Annotated in this window: 18 protein-coding genes; 4 read left to right on the top strand and 14 right to left on the bottom strand. The window is 72.0% G+C overall.

Features of this window, described 5'->3' with window-relative positions; all coding sequences use genetic code 11:
- Positions 1-1145: 1145 nt before the first annotated feature.
- From ABZT18_RS12270 to ABZT18_RS12260, 3 genes are all read right to left on the bottom strand, one after another.
- On the bottom strand, positions 1146-1778 hold the full coding sequence (locus tag ABZT18_RS12270) for a hypothetical protein (RefSeq protein WP_354997886.1): 633 nt from the start codon (positions 1776-1778) through the stop codon (positions 1146-1148).
- 13 nt (positions 1779-1791) lie between these two features.
- The gene (locus tag ABZT18_RS12265) at positions 1792-3576 is read right to left on the bottom strand and encodes a DUF4012 domain-containing protein (protein ID WP_354997885.1); all 1785 of its coding nucleotides are present in this window, start codon (positions 3574-3576) and stop codon (positions 1792-1794) included.
- 100 nt (positions 3577-3676) lie between these two features.
- Positions 3677-4924: a glycosyltransferase family 4 protein gene (locus tag ABZT18_RS12260; protein WP_354997884.1), complete on the bottom strand. Its 1248-nt coding sequence runs from the start codon at positions 4922-4924 to the stop codon at positions 3677-3679.
- A 168-nt stretch (positions 4925-5092) separates the two neighbouring features.
- Between ABZT18_RS12260 and ABZT18_RS12255 the strand changes: the two genes are divergently transcribed.
- Entirely contained in the window at positions 5093-5647 is a 555-nt protein-coding gene (locus ABZT18_RS12255) for a low molecular weight phosphatase family protein (protein WP_355251298.1), read from the top strand.
- On the opposite strand, the gene ABZT18_RS12250 is transcribed toward ABZT18_RS12255, so the two are convergent.
- Positions 5628-7091 carry a polysaccharide biosynthesis tyrosine autokinase gene (locus ABZT18_RS12250; protein ID WP_354997882.1) on the bottom strand — a complete coding sequence of 488 codons (1464 nt, stop codon included), beginning with the start codon at positions 7089-7091 and terminating at the stop codon, positions 5628-5630. The two genes, ABZT18_RS12255 and ABZT18_RS12250, sit on opposite strands and share 20 nt — an antisense overlap.
- Positions 7092-7428: 337 nt before the next feature.
- On the opposite strand from ABZT18_RS12250, the gene nhaA reads away from it, so the two are divergent.
- Positions 7429-8793, top strand: a complete 1365-nt coding sequence (gene nhaA / locus ABZT18_RS12245; RefSeq protein ID WP_355251295.1) for a Na+/H+ antiporter NhaA — start codon at positions 7429-7431, stop codon at positions 8791-8793.
- 66 nt (positions 8794-8859) lie between these two features.
- On the opposite strand, the gene ABZT18_RS12240 is transcribed toward nhaA, so the two are convergent.
- The 10 genes from ABZT18_RS12240 to ABZT18_RS12195 form a co-directional block, all read right to left on the bottom strand.
- Positions 8860-9057, bottom strand: a complete 198-nt coding sequence (locus tag ABZT18_RS12240; RefSeq protein WP_354997880.1) for a hypothetical protein — start codon at positions 9055-9057, stop codon at positions 8860-8862.
- Positions 9054-9383 carry a hypothetical protein gene (locus ABZT18_RS12235; protein WP_355251292.1) on the bottom strand — a complete coding sequence of 110 codons (330 nt, stop codon included), beginning with the start codon at positions 9381-9383 and terminating at the stop codon, positions 9054-9056. The genes ABZT18_RS12240 and ABZT18_RS12235 overlap by 4 nt, the downstream gene beginning before the upstream one ends.
- Positions 9383-9745 (bottom strand): DUF1622 domain-containing protein, encoded by a 363-nt coding sequence (locus ABZT18_RS12230; RefSeq protein WP_354997878.1) that lies wholly within the window; start codon positions 9743-9745, stop codon positions 9383-9385. Before ABZT18_RS12230 ends, ABZT18_RS12235 begins: the two co-directional genes overlap by 1 nt.
- Positions 9746-9784: 39 nt before the next feature.
- Positions 9785-10372: a TMEM165/GDT1 family protein gene (locus ABZT18_RS12225; protein ID WP_354997877.1), complete on the bottom strand. Its 588-nt coding sequence runs from the start codon at positions 10370-10372 to the stop codon at positions 9785-9787.
- 218 nt (positions 10373-10590) lie between these two features.
- On the bottom strand, positions 10591-11556 hold the full coding sequence (gene egtD / locus ABZT18_RS12220) for an L-histidine N(alpha)-methyltransferase (protein ID WP_354997876.1): 966 nt from the start codon (positions 11554-11556) through the stop codon (positions 10591-10593).
- A 4-nt stretch (positions 11557-11560) separates the two neighbouring features.
- Positions 11561-12352, bottom strand: a complete 792-nt coding sequence (gene egtC, locus ABZT18_RS12215; RefSeq protein WP_354997875.1) for an ergothioneine biosynthesis protein EgtC — start codon at positions 12350-12352, stop codon at positions 11561-11563.
- 40 nt (positions 12353-12392) lie between these two features.
- Positions 12393-13721 carry an ergothioneine biosynthesis protein EgtB gene (egtB, locus tag ABZT18_RS12210; protein WP_355251304.1) on the bottom strand — a complete coding sequence of 443 codons (1329 nt, stop codon included), beginning with the start codon at positions 13719-13721 and terminating at the stop codon, positions 12393-12395.
- Positions 13722-13920: 199 nt separating this feature from the next.
- On the bottom strand, positions 13921-15156 hold the full coding sequence (gene egtA / locus ABZT18_RS12205) for an ergothioneine biosynthesis glutamate--cysteine ligase EgtA (RefSeq protein ID WP_355251289.1): 1236 nt from the start codon (positions 15154-15156) through the stop codon (positions 13921-13923).
- A 157-nt stretch (positions 15157-15313) separates the two neighbouring features.
- A complete protein-coding gene (locus tag ABZT18_RS12200) occupies positions 15314-16099 on the bottom strand; it encodes a hypothetical protein (protein WP_355251286.1) in 786 nt (261 codons plus the stop codon).
- A gap of 16 nt (positions 16100-16115) precedes the next feature.
- Entirely contained in the window at positions 16116-16745 is a 630-nt protein-coding gene (locus ABZT18_RS12195; RefSeq protein WP_354997872.1) for an RNA polymerase sigma factor, read from the bottom strand.
- 540 nt (positions 16746-17285) lie between these two features.
- On the opposite strand from ABZT18_RS12195, the gene ABZT18_RS12190 reads away from it, so the two are divergent.
- Both ABZT18_RS12190 and ABZT18_RS12185 read left to right on the top strand, forming a co-directional pair.
- On the top strand, positions 17286-18653 hold the full coding sequence (locus tag ABZT18_RS12190; RefSeq protein ID WP_355251284.1) for a serine/threonine-protein kinase: 1368 nt from the start codon (positions 17286-17288) through the stop codon (positions 18651-18653).
- 122 nt (positions 18654-18775) lie between these two features.
- Positions 18776-20038, top strand: a complete 1263-nt coding sequence (locus ABZT18_RS12185; protein ID WP_354994067.1) for a nucleotide sugar dehydrogenase — start codon at positions 18776-18778, stop codon at positions 20036-20038.
- The last annotated feature ends 17 nt before the right edge of the window (positions 20039-20055 follow it).

The following is a 20055-nucleotide window of genomic DNA, read 5'->3' as shown; positions in this document are numbered from 1 at the left end:
AGGGTGATCCGGGACTGATCGCCCTGCGGCTTGGCGCTCTGCACCGCGACCGCGACCGGCTTGCTGTCGACCGGGTTGGCGTGGGCGGCGATCGGGCCGGCGAAGACACCACCGGCGAACGCGAGACCCGCAACAGACAGCACGCTCTTACGAATGATCGTGTTCATGAGGGTTAGCTCCTTCGGGGGTAAGGACACCCAGCCGCCAAGGGGGGAACGGCGTGCGGGGTGTGAGCACCTCGTCCGGGCGCTGCACATACAAGGGGGAAAGGTTTTGGGGGTCGGCGCCTTCGGCCGGGGGCGGCCTGTGGCGCCGGGGTCGGCGGCCTACGGGCGCAGGGCTCGTGGCGCCGGGTTCAGGTGTAACGACCGGGGGGCCGGGGGTCATTCCGGGGGTGGCCCATCCATCGGCACCCTCGTGGAGGCGGTGGTCGAGCGGCCGTTCGTAGGTAACCGTAACGACCGGGGGGCCGGGGTCATTCCCGGGGATGGCCCATCCATCGGCACCCTCGTGGAGGCCGTGGCCGGGCGGCCGTTCGTGGGGACCGCAACGCTCCGGGCCGGGCATTCCAACCCCGAGGGGCCAACGCTCCAACCCTGGGGCGGCGTTCCAACCCGGGCGGCGCTCCAACCCCGGGGGCGGGGTGGCGGCCGGTGGTGCTGCGATCGTCAGGGTATGTAACGACCCCGGGCCCACCATGATTCCGGGTCACGGGTGCAGCCGGTCACACCCCGACTGCCCCGATCCGGACAAATTACCCAGGCATCTGCGGGGCTGGACTTTCAGGCCGCCCCGACCGGAATGATCCACTCGACATCGCCGACATGGGGGTATCCGGAGCGCGTGATACCCCCATGTCGGCGATATTGAGTCGATCTTGAACCCGTCGTCCTCGTCGCAGCGAACAAAATAGACAAAAGGCCGCGCTGGGGCCTGACCCACCCCCGGGGGGCCGGGGCCCCGGGGGGCCGGGACGCGTGGGCGATCCATGCCGCCTGAATGTGCGGCTTCGTGACTGTGGGACGTCTTTTGAGGGAGATGCCCGTGAAAGGGCGGACATTCCCCAAGACGGGCTGGCGCCCGTCGGAGTGCTCCGACGGGCGCCAGCTTCCGTGCGATCCGGGCGCTGCCCGGTGTGGTGCGGGTTAGTGCGCAGCACCGCCGAGGCGCTGGCGGCGACGCCAGGCCAGGGTCAGCAGCAGCATGATCGCGCCGGCGCCGACCAGGCCACCACCGAGCTTCATGGGCGTGCCGAGGCTGTCACCCGTGACGGGCAGGGGCTGCTTCTTGTGCAGCACCCGCAGCTCCGTGCTGGCGGTCCGGCCGGACTCCCGGCCCGTGGCGGTGAAGGTCAGCAGACCCGTCACCGACGGCTTGTAGCTCTTGGTAAAGCGACCCTGGGCGTTGGTGAACGCCGTGAAGCTCAGGGGCGCGCTCGCCTGGTAGGCCACCGGGGCCATGGCCACGGTGCTGCCGTCGCTGCGGCGGGCCGGCGCCTGGCCGGCAGCCGGGGCTGCCAGCGGTGTGACCGTCACGACGATGTCGACGGTCTCGTTCGGACCGAAGTTGGTGCCGGTCAGAATGACCGTCTCGCCCAGGAAGATCGTGGGCCGGTTGACGGTCAGCAACGGGGGCGCGGGCACGTATGGCGGTGGTTGAGGCGTGTCCGTGATCGTCGGCGACGGCTGCGGCTGCGGCTGTGCCGCCCCCGCCGCGGTCGGCACGGCCACCACGGCCAGGCCGACCGTGAGCGCCATAATGATGCGGGATAGCCGCATAGTTGGTTCCCTCCTACTGGTCACAGCTTGGTGCGGAATGAACTTGGGTGGTCCAAGGGCTGGCGGTGGGGGTCAGCCACAGCTCGGCCTGTCCGACGCCGGTCTTGGCGGTCAACAGGGCGACCTCCAACGTCCGTTCGGCGCCCGGGCTCGCCTCGACGTTGACCGTGGCGACCTGGCGGCGACGTTCGGTACCGCTGCCCATTGCGATCTCCGTGCCGTCGAGACGAGCGTCAAGCACACTCCCGCCCGCCGGGCTGAAGATCGACACCAAAGTGCGCATGGTGTACGGGTCCCCCGCCATGCCGAGGCCGAGGACCGACTCACTGAGACCGGACTTCGGCGCCGTCGAGCGCAGAGTTACCCGCAGCCGGAGCTCACGGCGGCCGTCGGGCTGGCATTCGCCCACCGTCAGGTTCGCCGTCGGCCGCAGGTAGTAGCCGAGCTTCGCGCCGCTGCCGTCGTTGAGGAACACGCCGACCGTCGGCACGGTGTCCTTTTCCGGAAGCGTCCCGGCCATCCGGCTGTCGCCGAATGTCCGTTGTTCCTCAGATCGGGCACTCCAGAACAATATCCGGCGTTCAGTGATAGCACGGTCAAATGCGGACAACAACACCTTCGGGTTGACATTCTTCTTGAAGAAGGCGTCGAAGACCGCAGCGGCCGACGCCGCGAAGAACTCGTCCTGCTGCGTGATGTTCAGCCGCTGATAGCTGTCGTTGAGCAGGGTTTGCACGACCTTCTCGCTGGCCAGCGGGACACCACCGGGCACCATCACCGGCCCGGTCGCCTTGAGCAGGTAGGACAGCACCACCGGGTCGACGGCGAGCACGCCGTCGACCGTGGTGCCCGTCTTGCGGCGGAACATCTCGCGGTACAACGCGGCGGCGGTCGGGAAGTGCGGGGACAGATTGACGTCGGCGGGATAGATGCCGGGCAGGTCGGTCCAGAGTGCGCGGGTCTCGGCGGGCAGCTTCAGCGCCGGGGTGAACCGGCCGAGCGAGGCACTGCTGCCCTGCTTGCCCATCTTCACCTTGCCGTTCTCGGCCTCGATCATCGCGTACGCGCCGAACATGCCGCCGGTGGCGCGCAACTCGGCGAGGTTCTGCGAGACCAGCAGGTACCGTCGCGGGCCGTTCGCGCCGAGCAGCGGCGGCAGCAGGCGGGCTCCCTGATCGGCGGCGGTGGTGAGGCTGGCCAGTCGGTCGATCTCGCCCCGCAGGTCGGTCAGCGCCTGACGGATCTGGCTGACCAGGTTGTCGGCCGGCACTGCCGCCAGGTCCCGGCGCGTACGCTGCACCGACTCGTGCACCTGGGTCAGCTCAGCCGAGACAGCGGTGAGCCGGGCCAGGTCCAGCCGACCCTCGGTGGGCACGAGGCTGGTCAGGTCGGTCCGCAGCAGGGCCGGAAACGCCTGTCGGGCCAGTTCGTCGATGGCCACGGCGATCCGTCGGACCGCGTCGGCGTCATCGCCGGCGATCGGGGTACGCCGAGCGAGCCGCCAGCCAGGGTCGGCGGTCGCGGCACGGGCCGCGCCGGACTGCTCCTGAAGAGCGGCGAGGGTCCGCAGGGCACGGTCGGTGTCCCCACCGACCACCTGGGCGCTCAACTCCCGGGCCAGGCCTGCGGCGTTGAGCAGGTGAGCACGCGCCTGCCAGCCCCGGAAGCCGATCCACCCGCCGGTCGCCAGCAGCAGCGAGCCGACAACCAGGGCACCGAGGAGTGCCCGTCGCAGTCGGGCACGCCGACGGCGCCGGGACCGGCTTCGCCGCCGGGTCGGCCGTTCGCTTTCCGTCACACCACACTCCTGTTTCCGGGAATCGGACAGAAGGTCCGATATCCCTGACGTTCCTCACACGTACCAACGAAGCTCGTACCGTTATGGCATTTCTCGTCCGTTACGCGAGGTTTCCTCGCGGATCGGCGGCGGCCTCAGGGACACGACCCGCCGCCTCGTGCAGCAGCCGCTCGATCCGGTCCACCCCGGCTGGCAGCGACATCTCCCGCAGGTACGCCTCCCGCCCCCGGCGACCCATTTCGGTGCGTGTCGGCGGGGGGATGGTGGCGGCCAGCCAGAACCGGTCGGCCAGCGTCGCCCAGTCCTCCGGCGGGCAGGACAGCCCTGCCCTGGCCCGTTCGACCAGCTCGGCCGTGTCCCCACCGGCTGAGGCGACCACCGGTGCGGCACAGGAGAGCGCGGCCTGGAGCTTGCCCGGCACCATCCCGCGCAGCTCCGGAAGGTCGCGCAACATGACCAGCTGGTAGTCGGCTGCGGCATACAGCTCGGGCATGTCGACCGGAGAGCGTCGCTCCAGGAAGCGGACGTTGTCCGCGCCCAGCTCGGCGGCGAGCCCCCGCACCCGCCGCTCCGCCGCTCCGGAGCCGACCAGGACCAGATCCATCGTCCGGTCCAGCGCCGCGGCCGCCCGGACCGCGGTCTCCAGCCCCTGCCGCGCGCCGATGGTCCCGGCGTGCATCACCACGCACCGACCGTCGCGGCGGACCAACTGCCGGGCCGCCGCGCTGGGCGTCGCCGGGTGGAAGATCCGCTCGTCGGTCCAATTCAGCACCAGCCGTACCCGGGCCGGGTCGGCGCCCGCGGCGACCACCAGATCCCGCATCGACGGCGCCGCGACCGCGATCCGCGCTGCGGCCCGGTAGATCCGGGTCATCGCGCTGCCCATCCGCGCCGCCCAGCGCCCCTCGCCCGCCTCCTCGGCGCCGTCACGGGTCCAGACGTCCTGCACATGCAGCACCGCCGGCACCTGCCCGAGCAGCCGGAGCACCCCGGCAGCGGCAAACGTCGTGGCCGGCAGTTGAAAGACGTAGAGCGCGTCCACGTCGCCAAGGAACCGGCGCGCGGTCAGCGTCGCGCTGCCGGCGAAGGAGAGATAGCTGGCCATGCGGGCTCCGGTGGACGCGGCATCCCCGAGGTACCGGGGCACCCGCCGGACGGTCAGCCGTTCGCTGTGCGTCTCGTGGTGCCAACGCTGCCGCCAGCCGGGATAGACGTGCCCGCCCGGGTAGTCCGGAAATCCGGTCAGCACCCGGACCTCGTGCCCACGCGCGGCCAACTCCTCGGCGAGGCTCCCGGGGATGAACGCCGGCTCGGGCGGAAAGTGGTACGACAGGATGCCGATCCTCACCTGTTCGCCCCCGTCCAGCATGGATCGGCGTCGGCCGGCGCGGCACCATGACCGACTGGCGTCGGGCCCGCGTACGATTCCGACAACCCCTCCCTGCGCGGCCACCGGCGTCGATGCACCGCCCTCACGGTGCGGGCACCCGTGTCCGCACCGATGAGAGGGGCACCGATGGCTGATCGCGTGTTGTTCGTCTGCCACGCCAACCTGTGCCGGTCGCCGATGGCCGAGTACCTGGCCCGCCGGTTGCTGGCCGAACGGCCCGTCACCGTGGCGAGCGCCGGCACCGACGCGATCGACGGGATGGCCATGCACCCGTACGCCATGGAGGTCGTCACCGAGAACGGCGCGGACCCGGCGGTGTTCCGGACCCGGGGGTTGCGCCCCGAGCACCTGGTCGACGCGACGCTCGTCCTGACCGCGACCCGACGCCAGCGCTCGGTCTGCACCGCGCTGGCGCCGGGAGCGCTGCACCGGACGTTCACGCTGCACCAGTTCGGCCGGCTCGCCGCGGCGGCCGAACCGCCCACCGGGTCGGCCGCCGACCCGCTGCGGGCGGCGATCGCCGCCGCCGCCCAGGCCCGGGGCCGGCTGCAACCCGCCGCCCCGGACGCGGACGACCTTCGGGACCCGATCGGCGGCACCGCGGCCGACTTCCGACGCTGCGCCGAGGAGATCGAACGGTCGCTGCGACCCCTCGCCGCGCTCATCGGGGCAGCCGGGTGAGCTCCTGGGTGTGGTCGGCGACGCCGTTGACCCCGGTGGTGCTGTCGCTGTGTCGACCGGACGTGGCCCGGTCGGTCGGCACCGACGCCTTGGGCGTCGAGGCGACCACCCGGTAGGCCTCGTACTGGTACGCCTCGGCCTTGGCGACCTTGGCCATGTTCAGCACGCAGCCGAGCAGCCGGACCGAGACCGAGTGCAGTGCGCGGGCTGCCGCGGCCACCTGGGTCCGCGAGGTACGACCCTGCTGGGTCACCAGCAGCGCACCGTCGGCCTGCACGGCCACGACCACGCCGTCGGTCACCGCGAGCAGCGGCGCGGTGTCGATGATGACGATGTCCGCCGACTCGCGCAGCGACAGCAGCAGGTCCGACATCGCCTTGGAACCGAGCAGTTCGCTCGGGTTCGGGGGGGCGGAGCCGCTGGGCAGCACCAGCAGCGACTTGTCCCCCCAGCGCTGCACGACGTCGCCGACCTGCACGTCGCCGACCAGCACGTCGGTGAGGCCGACACCGGCGTCCAGGCCCAGGTAGTCGTCGACCTTGGGGCGGCGCAGGTCCGCGTCGACCAACAGCACCCGCCAACCCGCCTCGGCCAGCGCGATGGCCAGGTTGCAGGAGAGCGTGGTCTTGCCCTCGCCCTGCAGCGCGCTGGTCACGGCGATGACCCGGGCCGGCTCGTGGACATCCACGAAGCGCAGGTTGGTACGCAGCTTGCGAACCGCCTCGGCGCGCGCCGAGGTCGCGGCGTCGCCCACGATCAGCGGCGCGGTGCGGGCGTTGGCCTCGAACGGAATCTCACCGAGCAGTGGGCTGCCGGTGGCCCGTTGCAGACCTGCGGCGTCGCGTAGCCGAACGTCGGCGACGCCGCGCAGGATGGCCAGACCGACACCGAGGAGCAGACCGACCAGGCCACCGAGGGTGAGGTTGCGGACCGGCTGCGGCGAGACGGGGCTGGCGCTCACCCGTGGGCCACTGACTACTTCGATCTTGATCGGCGTCTTGCCCTCGGGTGGTGTCTCGACCCTCTGCACGAGTTCGACGAACTTCGCGGCGAGGGTCTCCGTCACCCGCAACGCCCGGGTCTGGTCGGTGTCGGTGACCGACGCCCGCAGCAGAACGGTGCCGGTCTCGGTGGACGTGCTCACCCGGCGCTGCACCTCGTCCGCGGTGAGACCCATCGGGGTCTCGGCCACCACGCTCTGCGCCAGCCGGTCGCTGCTGAGCAGGTCGGCGTACGACTTGACGCGCTGCTGAAGGAAGAGACCACCCTGGTAGGCGTCGCTGACGCCCGAGTTGGGGGTGGTGACGAAGAAGGTCACCGAGGCGACGTACCGGGGTTGGGCCCGTACGGTCAGGAACGCCGAGACGCCCAGAGCCACCATGACCGTGACCAGCGCGACCCACCAGTGGCGACGCACGTGGCGCAATTGGCGGAGCAGGTCCATCAGGAGCGCCTCCGTGTCGGTCCGGTTACGCCAAAGAACTTCACGAAAACCCCCAAGGTCGTCTCTAAACTCGTGAAACTATTAAAGCCGCTCATACGGCTTATGTCCGGAGTTATGTATTTTCCGGCGGCGAGATGTGCGCTCGCATGACCAACCCGACAAACGCCCATTCGGCAGCGGCGAGAACGGGGAAAAGTCCCCGGGGGACCGCAGGGCGCCCAATCGGCCCAGCGGTCGCCGCCGAGGGCGAAGCCGGATAGGGTCAGCAGCGGTGTGCCGGGAAGTCTGGTCGGCAAGTGGATTCCTGCCGTCCTGTTTCCCGAGGTGAGCCCCGCCCATGACGCCCCGCACCCCACCATCCGAGCAGCGCCGGCCGAAGGTTCGCCTGTTCTCCCGATCCTCCTGGCCCGAGGCCCGGCACCTGGCCGACGTGCTGCGCACCGAGACCGTCGGTGGCGCGCTGTTGCTGCTCGGTGCCGTGACCGCGCTGATCTGGGCCAACTCTCCCTGGTCCGACTCGTACACCCGGCTCGGCGGCTGGGTGCCCTGGCCCGGCGGCGCGCGGTGGCATCTCGACCTGAACGTGGCCACGTGGGCGGCGGACGGCCTGCTGGCCATCTTCTTCTTCGTGGTGGGTCTGGAGCTCAAGCGGGAGTTCGTCGCCGGTGAACTACGCGACCCGCGCAGGGCCGCGCTGCCCGTGGTGGCCGCCCTCGGCGGGATGCTGCTGCCGGCGCTGATCTACGTGGCGGTCGTGCTGACCGCGGGCGGGGAAGGGCTGCGCGGCTGGGCCATCCCGACCGCCACCGACATCGCCTTCGCGTTGGCCGTGCTCGCGGTGGTCAGCTCGCACCTGCCCCAGGGTCTGCGAGCCTTCCTGCTCACCCTCGCCGTGGTCGACGACCTGTTCGCGATCACCATCATCGCGGTCTTCTACACCGCCGACTTCCATCCCGTTCCGCTGCTCGCCGCGCTGGCCCCGATCGGGCTCTTCGCGCTGCTGGTCCAGCGCGGACGTAGCTGGTGGTGGGCGCTGGTCCCACTCGCGATCACCGCCTGGGCCCTGGTGCACGCCTCGGGTGTGCACGCCACGGTCGCCGGCGTCCTGCTCGGCTTCACGGTCCCGGTGCTGGCCCGCCGCCGAGCGGCGGGTGCCGGCCAGCCGGCCGTGAGCGGTGCGGGGGCGGACGAGGGCGGGCTCGCCGCGCGCCTGGAGCACCGTTGGCGGCCCGTGTCGGCCGGCCTCGCGGTGCCGATCTTCGCCCTGTTCGCCGCCGGGGTCACCCTGCGCGGCACCGACCTGGGCGCCCTGCTCACCGACCCGGTGGTGATCGCGATCGTCGCCGGCCTGGTGCTCGGCAAGAGCATCGGCATCTTCGGCTCGACGTACCTGCTGGCCCGGTTCACCCGCGCCGAACTGGACGAGGACATCACCTGGTCGGACCTGCTCGGGATCGCCCTACTGGCTGGCGTCGGGTTCACCGTGTCGCTGCTCATCGGCGACCTGGCGTTCGGCGCCGGCAGCACGGCCGACGACCGGGTCAAGGCAGCCGTGCTGCTCGGGTCGGTAATCTCCGCCGGGCTGGCGGCCACGGTGCTCGTGCGCCGTAACGCGGCGTACCGCCGGGTGGCGGAGCGGGAGCGGCTGGACGTGGACGGCGACGGCGTGCCCGACGTCTACCAGCGGCCAGCCGACCGCTGAGCGGGCGGCCGCGCGGGGTCGGCGCGGTGGTCGCGCTCCACCCCGGGCCGTGCCGTGGGCTTCCGGTCAGTGGCGACGCTCGGCGGGCGGCAGCTCCTCGGTCTCCTCGACCAGCGCCTCGGCCGTCGGCGCGGTGAGGTCGTCGCCCGGCACCGCCACCGCTTCGGCGCGGTCCTGCTCGTCAGGCTTGTCCGCGGGCGGCGGCTCCGGAGCGGTGCCCTCGCCGGCGAAGCCGTACTCGTTCGGTTCGTCGTGCCGCCTCATGTGGTTATCCTCCCGCTTTCCCCGGTTTCGCCTCTCACCGCCAACGGTAGGTGGTGGTCGTCCCCGGCGCAGGGCGCCGGGGATTGTCGCCCGGACCACGGGGGTGGGGCGCTCAGTGCGGCCCCGAGCAGTTGACGCAGGGTGATGATCGCCGCCGCCCCGGCCAGGCCGTTCCAGCCCGGGTCGCCGACGAGGCGGAGCAGGCCCGCCGCGGTCAGCAGGTCCAGCAGCACCCGGACGGCGATCCGGAGGGCCCCGCTGCTGAGCACGATGACCACACCGGTGACCAGGGCCAGCGCCGTTACCGCCGTGACCAGAGCTTCCATCACGTCCGACGCTCTCCCTCGGCGACCTGCCGCTGCTCCTGACGGATCTCCCGGCCCAGGAAGTAGTTCAACGCCGTCCGGATCGTGGCGATGGCGGCCAGTTGGCCGATCTGGTCGAACGACGGGGACACCGCGGTCCGCAGCACGTCGGCCGCCAACTGGAATTCGAGGCCGAGGGTCAGAAACCGGCCCAGCGAGAGCCGGATCGGAGTGAAAACGGCGGCGGTGCGGTGTCGCAGCCCTTCGACCACGAACCGCACCGCCGCCCAGACCGCGCCGACGAAGATCACCAGTGCGCCGGCCACCTCCACCACGGCAACCAGCACCTGGTCACCGTGGCGCAACAGCTCGGCCAGCCCCACCCCGGGCCGTTACCCGCCCTCGGGGCAGCTAGTCGGCACTCAGGTCAGCTCGTTCACCGCCTCCAGGATCAGCCAGAGACCGGAGATGGCGAAGAGGATCGCGGCACCGTACTTGATGGCCTTCTCCGGCAGCCGGCGACCGAGCATCCGGCCGACCAGGATGGCCAGCGCGTCCGCGGCCACCATTCCGAGGGTGGAGCCGAGCCAGGTGCCGAACCAGCCGTACTTGGTGGCGAGCGTGATCGTGGCGAGCATCGTCTTGTCGCCCAGCTCGGCCAGGAAGAACGCCACCGACACCGCCACGATCGCGGTCTTGCTGGTCTTCTCCGCCTTGCGCTTCTCCTCCTCGGTGAGCTTGTCCCCGCGCAGCGTCCACGCGCCGAAGCCGAGGAACGCCACGCCGGCCACCAGGGAGATCCACTCGGTCGGCAACACCGCCCCGAGACCCACGCCGATGGCGACCGACGCCAGGTGCACCACCGCCGTGGCGACCGTGATGCCGATCAGCACCGGGATCGGCTTGAACCGCGTGGCGAAGGTCAGCGCCATCAGCTGGGACTTGTCCCCCAGCTCGGCGACGAAGATGACGCCGAAGCTGACGACCAGCGCGGCGAAAAATCCCTCCATGACGTCCTTCCCGCTCACACCGGGAGGAGGTACAGGGGCGCCCTCGACCCGGCTGCAACAGCCTGAGTCGAAGGTCTCGCCCGCCCCTGAGAAACCGGGGCCGCGTGGCCGGATGCGAAATCGCACCAGTATGTCGACCACGACATTGGGGGCTACTCCCCTTCGCGCGATCAGCCTATCCGATCACCGGGCGGCCAGTTCGGGGTGGGTGAACAGGCTCACCGTGCCCGCGCCAGCGTGACCCCGAAGAGGCCGTCCGGGTCGGTCCAGAATTCCGTCGTCGCGAAGCCCGCCGCGCCCAGCTCCGCGGCGATCACCTCCGGGCGGAACTTCGCCGAGACCTCCGTACGCAGCTCCTCCCCCGCCGCGAAGTCCACGGCCATGTCCAGCACTCGCACCCGCATCGGCCGGGTCGCCCGCAACCGCATCTCGACCCACTCGTGCGTCGAGTCCCAGAGGGCGACATGCTCGAACGCCGCCGGGTCGAAATCAGCGTCCAGCTCCCGATTGATCACGTGCAGCACATTGCGGTTGAACTCGGCGGTCACCCCGGCGGCGTCGTCGTACGCGGGCACGATCACCGACGGATCCTTCACCAGGTCGGTGCCGAGCAGCAGCCAATCGCCGACCTCCAGCGCCTCGCGCATCGCCGTCAGGAACTCGGCCCGCTCGGCGGGCATCAGGTTGCCGATGGTGCCGCCGAGGAACACCACCAGCCGTCGGCCGCCGGTGGGCAGCCGGTCCAGTTGCCGGGTGAAGTCACCCACGATGCCCCGGACCCGCAGGCTCGGGTAGTCGGCGGCGATCTGGGCGGTGGACCCGAGCAGCGCGCTGACCGACACGTCGAGCGGGACGAACGTGCCCAGCCCTCCACGACGGGTGAAGGCGTCCAGCAGCAGCCGAGTCTTCTCCGACGAGCCGGAGCCCAGCTCGATCAGGGTCTTGGCCCCGGTCAGCGCCGCGATGTCGGGGGCGCGCACGGCCAGCACGGCCCGCTCGGCCCGGGTCGGGTAGTACTCGGGAAGGCGGGTGATCTCCTCGAACAGCTCGCTGCCCCGGGCGTCGTAGAACCACTTCGGCGGCAGCCACTTCTGCCCGGCGCTCAGACCGGTCCGGACGTCGTCGCGCAGGCCGCGCTCCAGGTCACGCTCTTCGAGGTAGATCTCCAGCGGTTCCGCGGTCATCGGTTCACCTCTCAGCTCGATCAACCGTTGCCTGCCCGACCGGTGCGGCGCTCCGGCTCGGCAGTGGACGTACGCGCACCTCGCCCGCCGTGGCGATGACCAGATGCCCCTCGGGCACCGCCCGCCACCCGGGATCGTCGTCGTGCGGCTCGGAGGCGAGCACCACCGAGCCCGGCGCCTCGCGCACCGACAATGCGTGCCCGGCAACGCTGGCCACCGCCTGGTGCCCGTCGGTGAGCAGCAGGTTGAGCCGCGAGCCGGGGGCGGCCGCGGCGACATCGGCCACCGTCCGCCCGACCGCCTCGGCCGGGTCCTCGCCAGCGCGCAGCCGGTGCCGCACCAGCGCCCAGAGCAACGCCGAGTCGGTGGCGGCATCCAGGGTGAGCAGGTCACGCACCGGCAGGCCGGCGGCGAGCGGCACCACGGCGTCCGGCCAGCCGCGGACCACGCCGTTGTGGCTGAACAGCCACCGCCCCTCGGCGAACGGCGCGGCGGCGCCGTCGAGCACCGCCATCCCGACGGTGGCCGAGCGCACCGCCGCCAGCACCGCGCTGGTGCGGGTCACCGTCGCGAGCTGGGCGATGGTCGGGTCGCTCCAGATCGGCTGCGCCCGTCGGTAACGCACCGGCTCACCCTCGCCCGGGTACCAACCGACGCCGAACCCGTCGGCGTTGATGGTGCCGCCGCCGCGCATGTCGCGAGGCGCCCAGGACTGCCGCACCAGCGAGTACGGAGGGTCGAACAGAACCTCGGCCAGGGTGACCGGCGGCCCCAGGTAGGCCACATGCCGACACATCAGCGCACCTCGCGCACCCGGCCGCCGGTCGCGCGGCGGCTCACCGGTGCGACTCGTCCGGTCGGGCGTCACGCGCGCAGCGGAAACCACTGAAGATCTGCCGGCGGATCGGATAATCCCAGTTGCGGAAGGTGCCCCGGCAGGCGGAACGGTCGGTGCCGAACGAGCCACCGCGCAGCACCCGGTGGTCGTCGCCGAAGAAGACCTCCGAGTATTCGCGGTAGGGAAACGCGGTGAAGCCGGGATGCCCGGTGAACGTGCTCGACGTCCATTCCCAGACGTCACCGATGAGCTGGTGCACACCCAACGGCGAGGCACCCGCCGGGTACGCGCCCACCGGCGCCGGCCGCAGGTGGCGTTGGTCAAGGTTGGCGTGTGCCTCGGTCGGGTCGTCGTCGCCCCAGGGATAACGGCGGGACCGCCCGGTTGCCGGGTCCCAACGGGCCGCCTTCTCCCACTCCGCCTCGGTCGGCAGCCGCTTGCCCGCCCACGCCGCGTACGCCTGCGCCTCGTACCAGCACACGTGCACCACCGGCTCGTCGGCGCGGACCCGGCCCCACCGGCCGAAGCGCTGATATGACCAGTCGTCGCCGTCACGGTGCCAGTGCATCGGCGCGCTGAGCTGCTCCCGAAGCCGGTGTGCCCAGCCGACCGGGCTCCACCAGCGCTGATCGGTGTAGCCGCCGTCGGCGATGAAGGCTGCGTACTGGCCGTTGGTGACCGGGGCGGCGTCGATGACGTACGCCGGGAGGTCGACGCGGTGCGCGGGGCGTTCGTTGTCCAGAGCCCACGGGTCGGTGTCGGTGCCCATGGTGAACTCACCGGCTGGGATCAGCACCTCCCCGCCGACCCGGGCCGACGGCTCCGGCGGCGACGGGGCGTGCAGCACCGCCGGCCCGGAGCGCAGCTGGTGGGTGGCGAGCATGGTCTCGTCGTGCTGCTGCTCGTGCTGCACGATCATGCCGAAGGCGAACCCGTCGGCGACCAACGGCCGCTCGGTGAAGGCCACCGCTTCGAGCAGGTCGTGCACCTTGTCCCGGACGGTGTCCAGATAGGCGCGCGCCTCGGCTGGCGGTAGCAGGGGCAGCGACGGGCGGTCCCGGCGCGGCTGCTTGAACGCGTCGTACAGCTCGTCGATGTCGCACCGGACCGGCTCGCGGCCCCCGACGTCGCGGACCAGCCAGAGCTCCTCCTGGTTGCCCACGTGGGCAAGGTCCCAGACGAGCGGCGACATCAACGGTGAGTGCTGACGCATCAGGTCGGCGTCGTCGACCACCTCGGTCAGCAACGTGGTACGGGAGCGGGCCCGTGCCAGCTCCACCGCGATCCGGTCGCGCAGTCTCTCCCCGTCGGCGTGTCCCGCTCGCAACCCCGGCTCACTCCTCGCACTCACCGCGCCACCCTTCGTTCGCGACTGCGGGGCTCGCAACCCCGGCTCACTCCTCGCACTCACCGCGCCACCCTTCGTTCGCGACTGCGGGGCTCGCAACCCCGGCTCACTCCTCGCACTCACCGAACCGCCTGCGCTCGCGACTGCGGGGCTCGCAACCCCGGCTCACTCCTCGCACTCACCGGTCTCCCCTCTTCGCGGCGGCCAGCCGCCGTCGTACGCCTCGCTGGATCTCGTCGTGGGTGCCGGCCGGCAGGCTCAGCCGGGGCAGGGTGGTCAGGGCCAGGTCGAGCAGGGCCGTCGCGGCGGCGGCCAGCGCCGGGTCGGCCAGCCCGTGCCGGGCGGCGGCCGACCAGCGGTGCGCGACCGGCGCGGCGATCGTGTACGCCCCGCGCACCGTGCCCGGGTCGGCGAAGAGGGCGGTCAGCACCGCCAGCGGGAGCCGCCAGTCCCGGTCGGGCTGGGCGTCCAGGTAACGCAGCTCCAGATAGCCGCGCGGCCGCACCGGCGGAAAGAGGGTGCTGACGTGGTAGTCGAGGTCATCGGTGGTGGGCGGTTGGGGCAGCGCGCCGTCGAGCCAGTCGGCAAAGGTCACGCCGGGCGGGGCCGTCCAGTCCGGGCCGTGCCGGCGCAGGCAGAGCAGCGGCGCGGCGAGCACGTACCGGATCCAGGTGGTGGTCGGGTCCTCGTCGACGCGGCCGGGCATCCAGACCGGGCGGGTGCGGGCCGGGTCGATGGCCAGCCAGGCGGCCATCCGGGCGGAGGCCCAGCCGGTGCGCCGCCCGGCGTGTCGGGGGGCGGAGGCGAACGCCGCGAGCAGCGGCGGCCCGACGGCGTGGGCCGTGGCCCAGCGGTCAGCGACCTGGTCCGGCTCACCGGCGTCGAGGCAGACCTGCAGGCCCGCGGTGCTGTACATCATGGTTCGGCCAGCCGGACCGCGCCGGTCGAAGGCACCCCGCATCGCGCGGTAGCGGGGAGTTTCCAGCACCGGGCGGGGCCGTCGGTGTGGGTCGATGCCGCTGCGGCCGAGGATCAGCCCGGCGGCGGCCAGCAGGTCGGTGACCTGGGCGATGTCGGCCTCGGTGGCCTGGATCAACGCGGTGACCGAGGGACGGGGCGGGGTGGAGATCTCCAACTGGCCGCCCGGCTCCAGGGTCACCATGCTGCCGTGTCGCAGCGGCTCGACCGGGCTGGTGGCATCCAGCGTGGCGGGGCTGTGCCGCCCCAGCGCCGCCCGCAGCCGCGTCGGGTCGACGGGGCGGGCGGGATCGGCGGCGTCGTGCACGGTCCATTCAAGTTCGACGCCAGTGTGTGTCGGTGGGCCGGTCTTGAAGCAGATCCGGGCGAGGTGCCGCCCTGCGGCGGCGGACTCGCGCAGGATGGCGCTGCGGTCCAACTCAGGCGACGTGACCATCGGTGGGGCCCCCTCTCCGTGCGCCGGCTTCGGGACACTGTGCCACCGTAAACCCACCCACCGACACCGTCGGGGGCGTGCGCGGCGCCACCAACCTCTGTCTAACAGACGAATTTCCGATGCAGGGCGGAACTGAACCGCCCCAGCCGCCGGCCACTCACTCCGGGGTGGGGCGGCCCGTCCGCGGGTGCGACGGCGTGGCCTTCGCCGATTCGGACGGCTTCATCGTGGGCACCAGCCGCTGGCAGTACGCCTCGACATCGGCGGCACTGCCTGCGGCAGTCACCAGCCTTCCGAAGGCCGGCGTGCGCAGCGCCTTCTCCCGTTGTGCGGGCTTCTTGGCCTGCCAGGCGCGGCACAGGCCGTGCAACTGGCCGCCGGTCGCGGTGGGGGCCGACGGTGTCACGGTGAGCGACGGCCTGGCGGGCGACGGTGTACCGGGTGACGCCGATCGGCTGGGCTCGACGGTGCGCCCACCGGACGGGGGCATGCTCTGGTCGGGGGTCGGTGACGTGCTGGACGGTGCCGGGGGAACCGGCTCCGGTGCCTGGTCCCGGGTGACCGCGGCGAAGGCGGCGCCCGCCGTGGCGGTGGCCGCCAACGCGCCGATCCAGGCCACCGCGCCCGTGGTCAGGCGACGACGGTGCGGCCGGTGTGGCACGGACGGCGCCGGGTTGGCCCGGGCGGCCCGGAACGCGGCCAGCGCGGCCTCCTCGCCGGCCAACTCCCCCGGCCGGATCGGGCCGGCGGCTGCGGCAAGCAACCCGGACACCGGCTCGGCTGGGGGTACGACCGGGGCAGACGCGTGCACCTGAAGCGACGTCGCGTCCGCCTCGGTGGGCGTGGGGGGGCGGGCCGGATCCGGCGCGGTGTCCGCGTTGGCGCGGGCCGAGTCGAGCAGGCGTTCGGTTTCGGCATGGTCGGCCCGCCGGAACGGGTTCATCGGGAATCCCCTCACGTCAGCCGTCCGCCGGCTCGACGTGCGGCGCCCGCAGGGACGGGCCGCTGCCCGTGCGGGCCGGCGGCACCCCCTCGACCTCTGACGGCCAGGCCGGGGTCTGCCGCTCCAGCAGGGCTGCGAGCCGTCGCAAACCTCGGTGAGCGGCAGTCCGGACGGCACCGGCCCGGCGGCCCAACACCCGCCCGGCGGATTCGGCGTCCAGACCTATCACGGCCCTCAGCAGCACTGCTTCGGCCTCGCGGGGAGGCAGGGTGGCGATCAGTGCCAGGGCGGTCTCGGTGCCGATCGTCTCGGTGGCCCCCTCGGCGGTGTCCGCGTCGCTGGCCAGGTCGACGAGCGCGTGCACCGGGACCGGCAGGGACGGCCGACGACGCAACCGGCGCAGGTGGTCCATCGCCCGGTTGCGGGCGATGGTGATGGTCCAGGCACGGAACTCGCCGCCGGTGAAGCTGGGCAGGTCGCGGGAGATCTGCAGCCAGGTCTCGGAAGCGACGTCCTCGGCGTCCGCGCCGACAAGGACGGTCAGGTACCGCAGCAGACCCGGCTGGAGGTTGCGGTAGAGGACGCGGAACGCCTCCTCGTCCCCGGCCTGTGCTGCGCTGACCGCCCCCGACAGCTCGCCGGTCATCCGCGGCCCGTGGATCGCCCGACGCGAGTCAGCCCGATCAGCCGCGCTGAGGTGGACCACGCGGTACGAATCGTCCGCCCGACCAGCTCCCGCACCCGCACCGCCCCCCGCCGATCTCATCGCGCCCCGCGACCGAGGTGGCCGAAGCGGGGCGTCTGGGCCAGCGCCGGGACGGTCGGCTCGGCGCGCTGCCCACCGAGGTCGCCGGGCGGGCCCGAGCCGGGCTAACGCTAGGAGCGGACCAGCAACCCGACAAGTCGGCACCGTGTCACGGAAGAGTGACAATTTTCAACCCTGTGGGACGGCGTGTGGCCGTAACGGTCTGGGGCCCGGGGACGCCAACGGCGTCATAAGGCGGTCGGTTGCCACTTTCAAGCATCCGTACGCCGAAATATGTCGGATTTCATTACGCCAGGTTGTCGCGTCGTCACAGAGATCGCAACGTCCACAGAGGTCAGGCCGGACGGGCCAGTCCGTACCAGCCGCCCGGCCGACCAGCCGCGGCGCGCCGCGACGCGGCTGTCTAGGTACGGTATTGCGGTGTTGTCATCGGAGGTCGTGCTCAGCGGTCGTTACCGCTTGGACGAACGTGTCGCCACGGGCGGTATGGGCGACGTCTGGCGTGCCTCCGACCTGATCCTCGGCCGGCAGGTAGCGGTCAAGGTTCTGCTGCCCGCCCTGGTCTCCGACCCCGACTTCATCGCCCGGTTCCGGGCTGAGGCCCGGATCATGGCGGCGCTGCGGCACCCCGGCATCGTGCAGGTCTTCGACTGCGGCGCGGACGACCTGCCCGACGGCGGTCGGGCGGACTACCTCGTCATGGAGTTCGTCGCCGGCGAGCCGTTGTCCAAGCGGATCGAGACGGCCGGCCGGCTCGACGTGGCCGAGACGATGTCGATGGTGGCCCAGGCGGCCGCGGCACTGAACGCGGCGCACCGCGGCGGCATCGTGCACCGCGACGTCAAGCCCAGCAACCTGTTGGTGCACGAGGACGGCACGGTCGTCCTGGTGGACTTCGGCGTGGCCCGTTCCCTCGACATCACCAGCATCACCAGCGCCAACGCGGTGCCGGGCACCGCCCTCTACATGGCCCCCGAGCAGGCCGCCGGCCGACCGGTCAGCGGTGCCACCGACATCTACGCCCTGGGCGCGGTCACCTACTGCTGCCTCACCGGCAGTCCGCCGTTCACCGGCGACAACCCGCTCCAGGTCGCCGTCCGACACCTGGACGACGAGCCGCCGGAGCTGCCGCACGACATCCCGGAGGCGGTCCGCGCCCTGGTGTCGCGGGCCCTGGCCAAGGATCCGCTCGACAGGTTCACCAGCGGTGCGGCGATGGCGGAGGCTGCCCGGACCGCGGTCACCGACGGCGAGCCGCCGACGGCGATGGCGACGCCTGTCGCGCTGCGCGACGCCGGTCCGGGCACCCGCACCGCCGCGCCGGCCGGCGCGGCGGTGGCGAGTGGGGCGGAGCGTCGGCGGCGGCGACGGCGGGGCCCCCTGGTCGGCGCGGCGGCCGCCGTGCTGGTCGCGTTGGTCGGGCTCGGCGCGGCGCTGGGCGCGACGCGCGATGCCGGCGAGGATCCGGCGGTCAACCTGCCGACCACCTCGCCGACGGTGGCGCCGACCGGCCAGCTGGAGCTGCCTGCGGCGAACGAGCAGATCGCCACCGTCGACCCGGGCCGGCCCGATCGGCCGCCGCCCGCCCCCGACGACTCCCCGGCGGCCTCGGTCTCCGCCACGCCGAGCACGAAGCCCAGCCAGACAACCAGCCCGCCAACGCCGACGCCGACGGTCCCCACGTCGCCGTCCAGCGCGCCGCCGACGACCGAGCCACCGGCGACCCCGTCCGGTCCGCCCCCCACCACGAGCCCGCCGACCGTTCCGGAGCTACCGGAGGGCCTTTGAGCCGATCGGCGTCCCCTCCGAGCAGTCCCACCAGCACCGAGATCCCCAAAACGGACTTACGGCACCGAAGACGCCTCTAGGCTCCCAGCAGGTCATTTCCACCATCTGCTGCGGGAGCCTGGGTGAGCGCTGAAAAGCTGGTCGTGATCGGTCAGGGATACGTCGGACTGCCGCTGGCCATGCGTGCCGTCGAGGCGGGGCTGGACGTGGTCGGCCTTGACGTCGACGCCGACCGGGTGAAGCGTCTGGCCTCCGGCGAGTCGTTCGTCGAGGACATCCCGACCGACCGGCTGGGCCGGGCGTTGGGCAGCGGCCGGTACCACCCCAGCACGGAGTACACCGATGCCGAGGGCTTCGACATCTGCGTCATCACCGTGCCGACCCCGCTGCGCGACGGGACCCCCGACCTGAGCTTCGTCGAGCAGGCCGGCGTCGGCATCGGCCGGTACGTACGCCCGGGTTGCACGGTGATCCTGGAATCGACCACATACCCCGGCACCACCGAGGAGCTGTTGCGCCCGCTGCTGGAATCGGCCAGCGGGCTGAGCAGCCCCGGCGACTTCCACCTCGGCTACAGCCCCGAGCGGATCGACCCGGGCAACTCGACGTGGCGGCTGGAGAACACCCCGAAGGTGGTCTCCGGCGTGGACCCGGCGTCGCTGGCCCGGGTGGACGGGTTCTACCAGCGCCTCGTGGAACGCACCGTGCCGGTGGACTCCACCCGTGTCGCCGAGCTGACCAAGCTGATCGAGAACACCTTCCGCCAGGTCAACATCGCGCTGATCAACGAGCTGACCATGCTCTCGCACCATCTGGACATTGACGTCTGGCAGGCGATCGACGCCGCGGAGACCAAGCCGTTCGGCTTCCTGCCGTTCCGGCCCGGCCCCGGTGTCGGGGGGCACTGCCTGCCGATCGACCCGTGCTACCTGTCGTGGCAGGTCAAGCGCCGCCTCGGCCGGCAGTTCCGGTTCATCGAGCTGGCCAACGACATCAACCACGAGATGCCCGAGCACGTCGCGCAGCGGATCATGGCGGGGTTGAACCGGGACGGCCGGGCCGTCAGCGGTGCCCGCCTGCTGCTACTCGGTCTGGCGTACAAGAAGAACACCGGCGACATGCGGGATTCCCCCGCGGTCGACGTGGCCCGCCGGCTGCAGGCTCTCGGTGCCGAGGTCCACGCGGTCGAGCCGTACGCGGAGGCGCACCAGATCCCGGCCGGGGTCACCGTGGTCGGGCTCACCGAGCGGGAGGTGCGCGCCGCCGACGCGGTGGTGGTGGTCACCGACCACGACAGCTTCGATTACGAGCTCGTGGTCCAGCACGCCCGCTACGTCTTCGACACCCGCAACCGGTGCGTCGGCCCGATGGTCGAGCGCCTGTAGACCCGGCACCGCTGGCC

Origin of the sequence: Micromonospora sp. NPDC005291 (assembly GCF_040607415.1) — a bacterium.
Lineage (GTDB): Bacteria > Actinomycetota > Actinomycetes > Mycobacteriales > Micromonosporaceae > Micromonospora.
The sequence above is the reverse complement of the archived record's forward strand: the minus strand, read 5'-3'. Positions and strand labels throughout refer to the sequence as shown.

What these genes read in the sequence shown, in the direction of transcription:
- ABZT18_RS12200 (WP_355251286.1), bottom strand. Translation starts at nt 16,099, where the DNA reads ATGAACCCGTTCCGGCGGGCCGACCATGCCGAAACCGAACGCCTGCTC.
- ABZT18_RS12270 (WP_354997886.1), bottom strand. Translation starts at nt 1,778, where the DNA reads ATGCGGCTATCCCGCATCATTATGGCGCTCACGGTCGGCCTGGCCGTG.
- egtC (WP_354997875.1), bottom strand. Translation starts at nt 12,352, where the DNA reads ATGTGTCGGCATGTGGCCTACCTGGGGCCGCCGGTCACCCTGGCCGAG.
- ABZT18_RS12225 (WP_354997877.1), bottom strand. Translation starts at nt 10,372, where the DNA reads ATGGAGGGATTTTTCGCCGCGCTGGTCGTCAGCTTCGGCGTCATCTTC.
- ABZT18_RS12235 (WP_355251292.1), bottom strand. Translation starts at nt 9,383, where the DNA reads ATGGAAGCTCTGGTCACGGCGGTAACGGCGCTGGCCCTGGTCACCGGT.
- ABZT18_RS12240 (WP_354997880.1), bottom strand. Translation starts at nt 9,057, where the DNA reads ATGAGGCGGCACGACGAACCGAACGAGTACGGCTTCGCCGGCGAGGGC.
- ABZT18_RS12250 (WP_354997882.1), bottom strand. Translation starts at nt 7,091, where the DNA reads ATGGACCTGCTCCGCCAATTGCGCCACGTGCGTCGCCACTGGTGGGTC.
- ABZT18_RS12195 (WP_354997872.1), bottom strand. Translation starts at nt 16,745, where the DNA reads ATGACCGGCGAGCTGTCGGGGGCGGTCAGCGCAGCACAGGCCGGGGAC.
- egtA (WP_355251289.1), bottom strand. Translation starts at nt 15,156, where the DNA reads ATGGTCACGTCGCCTGAGTTGGACCGCAGCGCCATCCTGCGCGAGTCC.
- ABZT18_RS12255 (WP_355251298.1), top strand. Translation starts at nt 5,093, where the DNA reads ATGGCTGATCGCGTGTTGTTCGTCTGCCACGCCAACCTGTGCCGGTCG.
- nhaA (WP_355251295.1), top strand. Translation starts at nt 7,429, where the DNA reads ATGACGCCCCGCACCCCACCATCCGAGCAGCGCCGGCCGAAGGTTCGC.
- egtD (WP_354997876.1), bottom strand. Translation starts at nt 11,556, where the DNA reads ATGACCGCGGAACCGCTGGAGATCTACCTCGAAGAGCGTGACCTGGAG.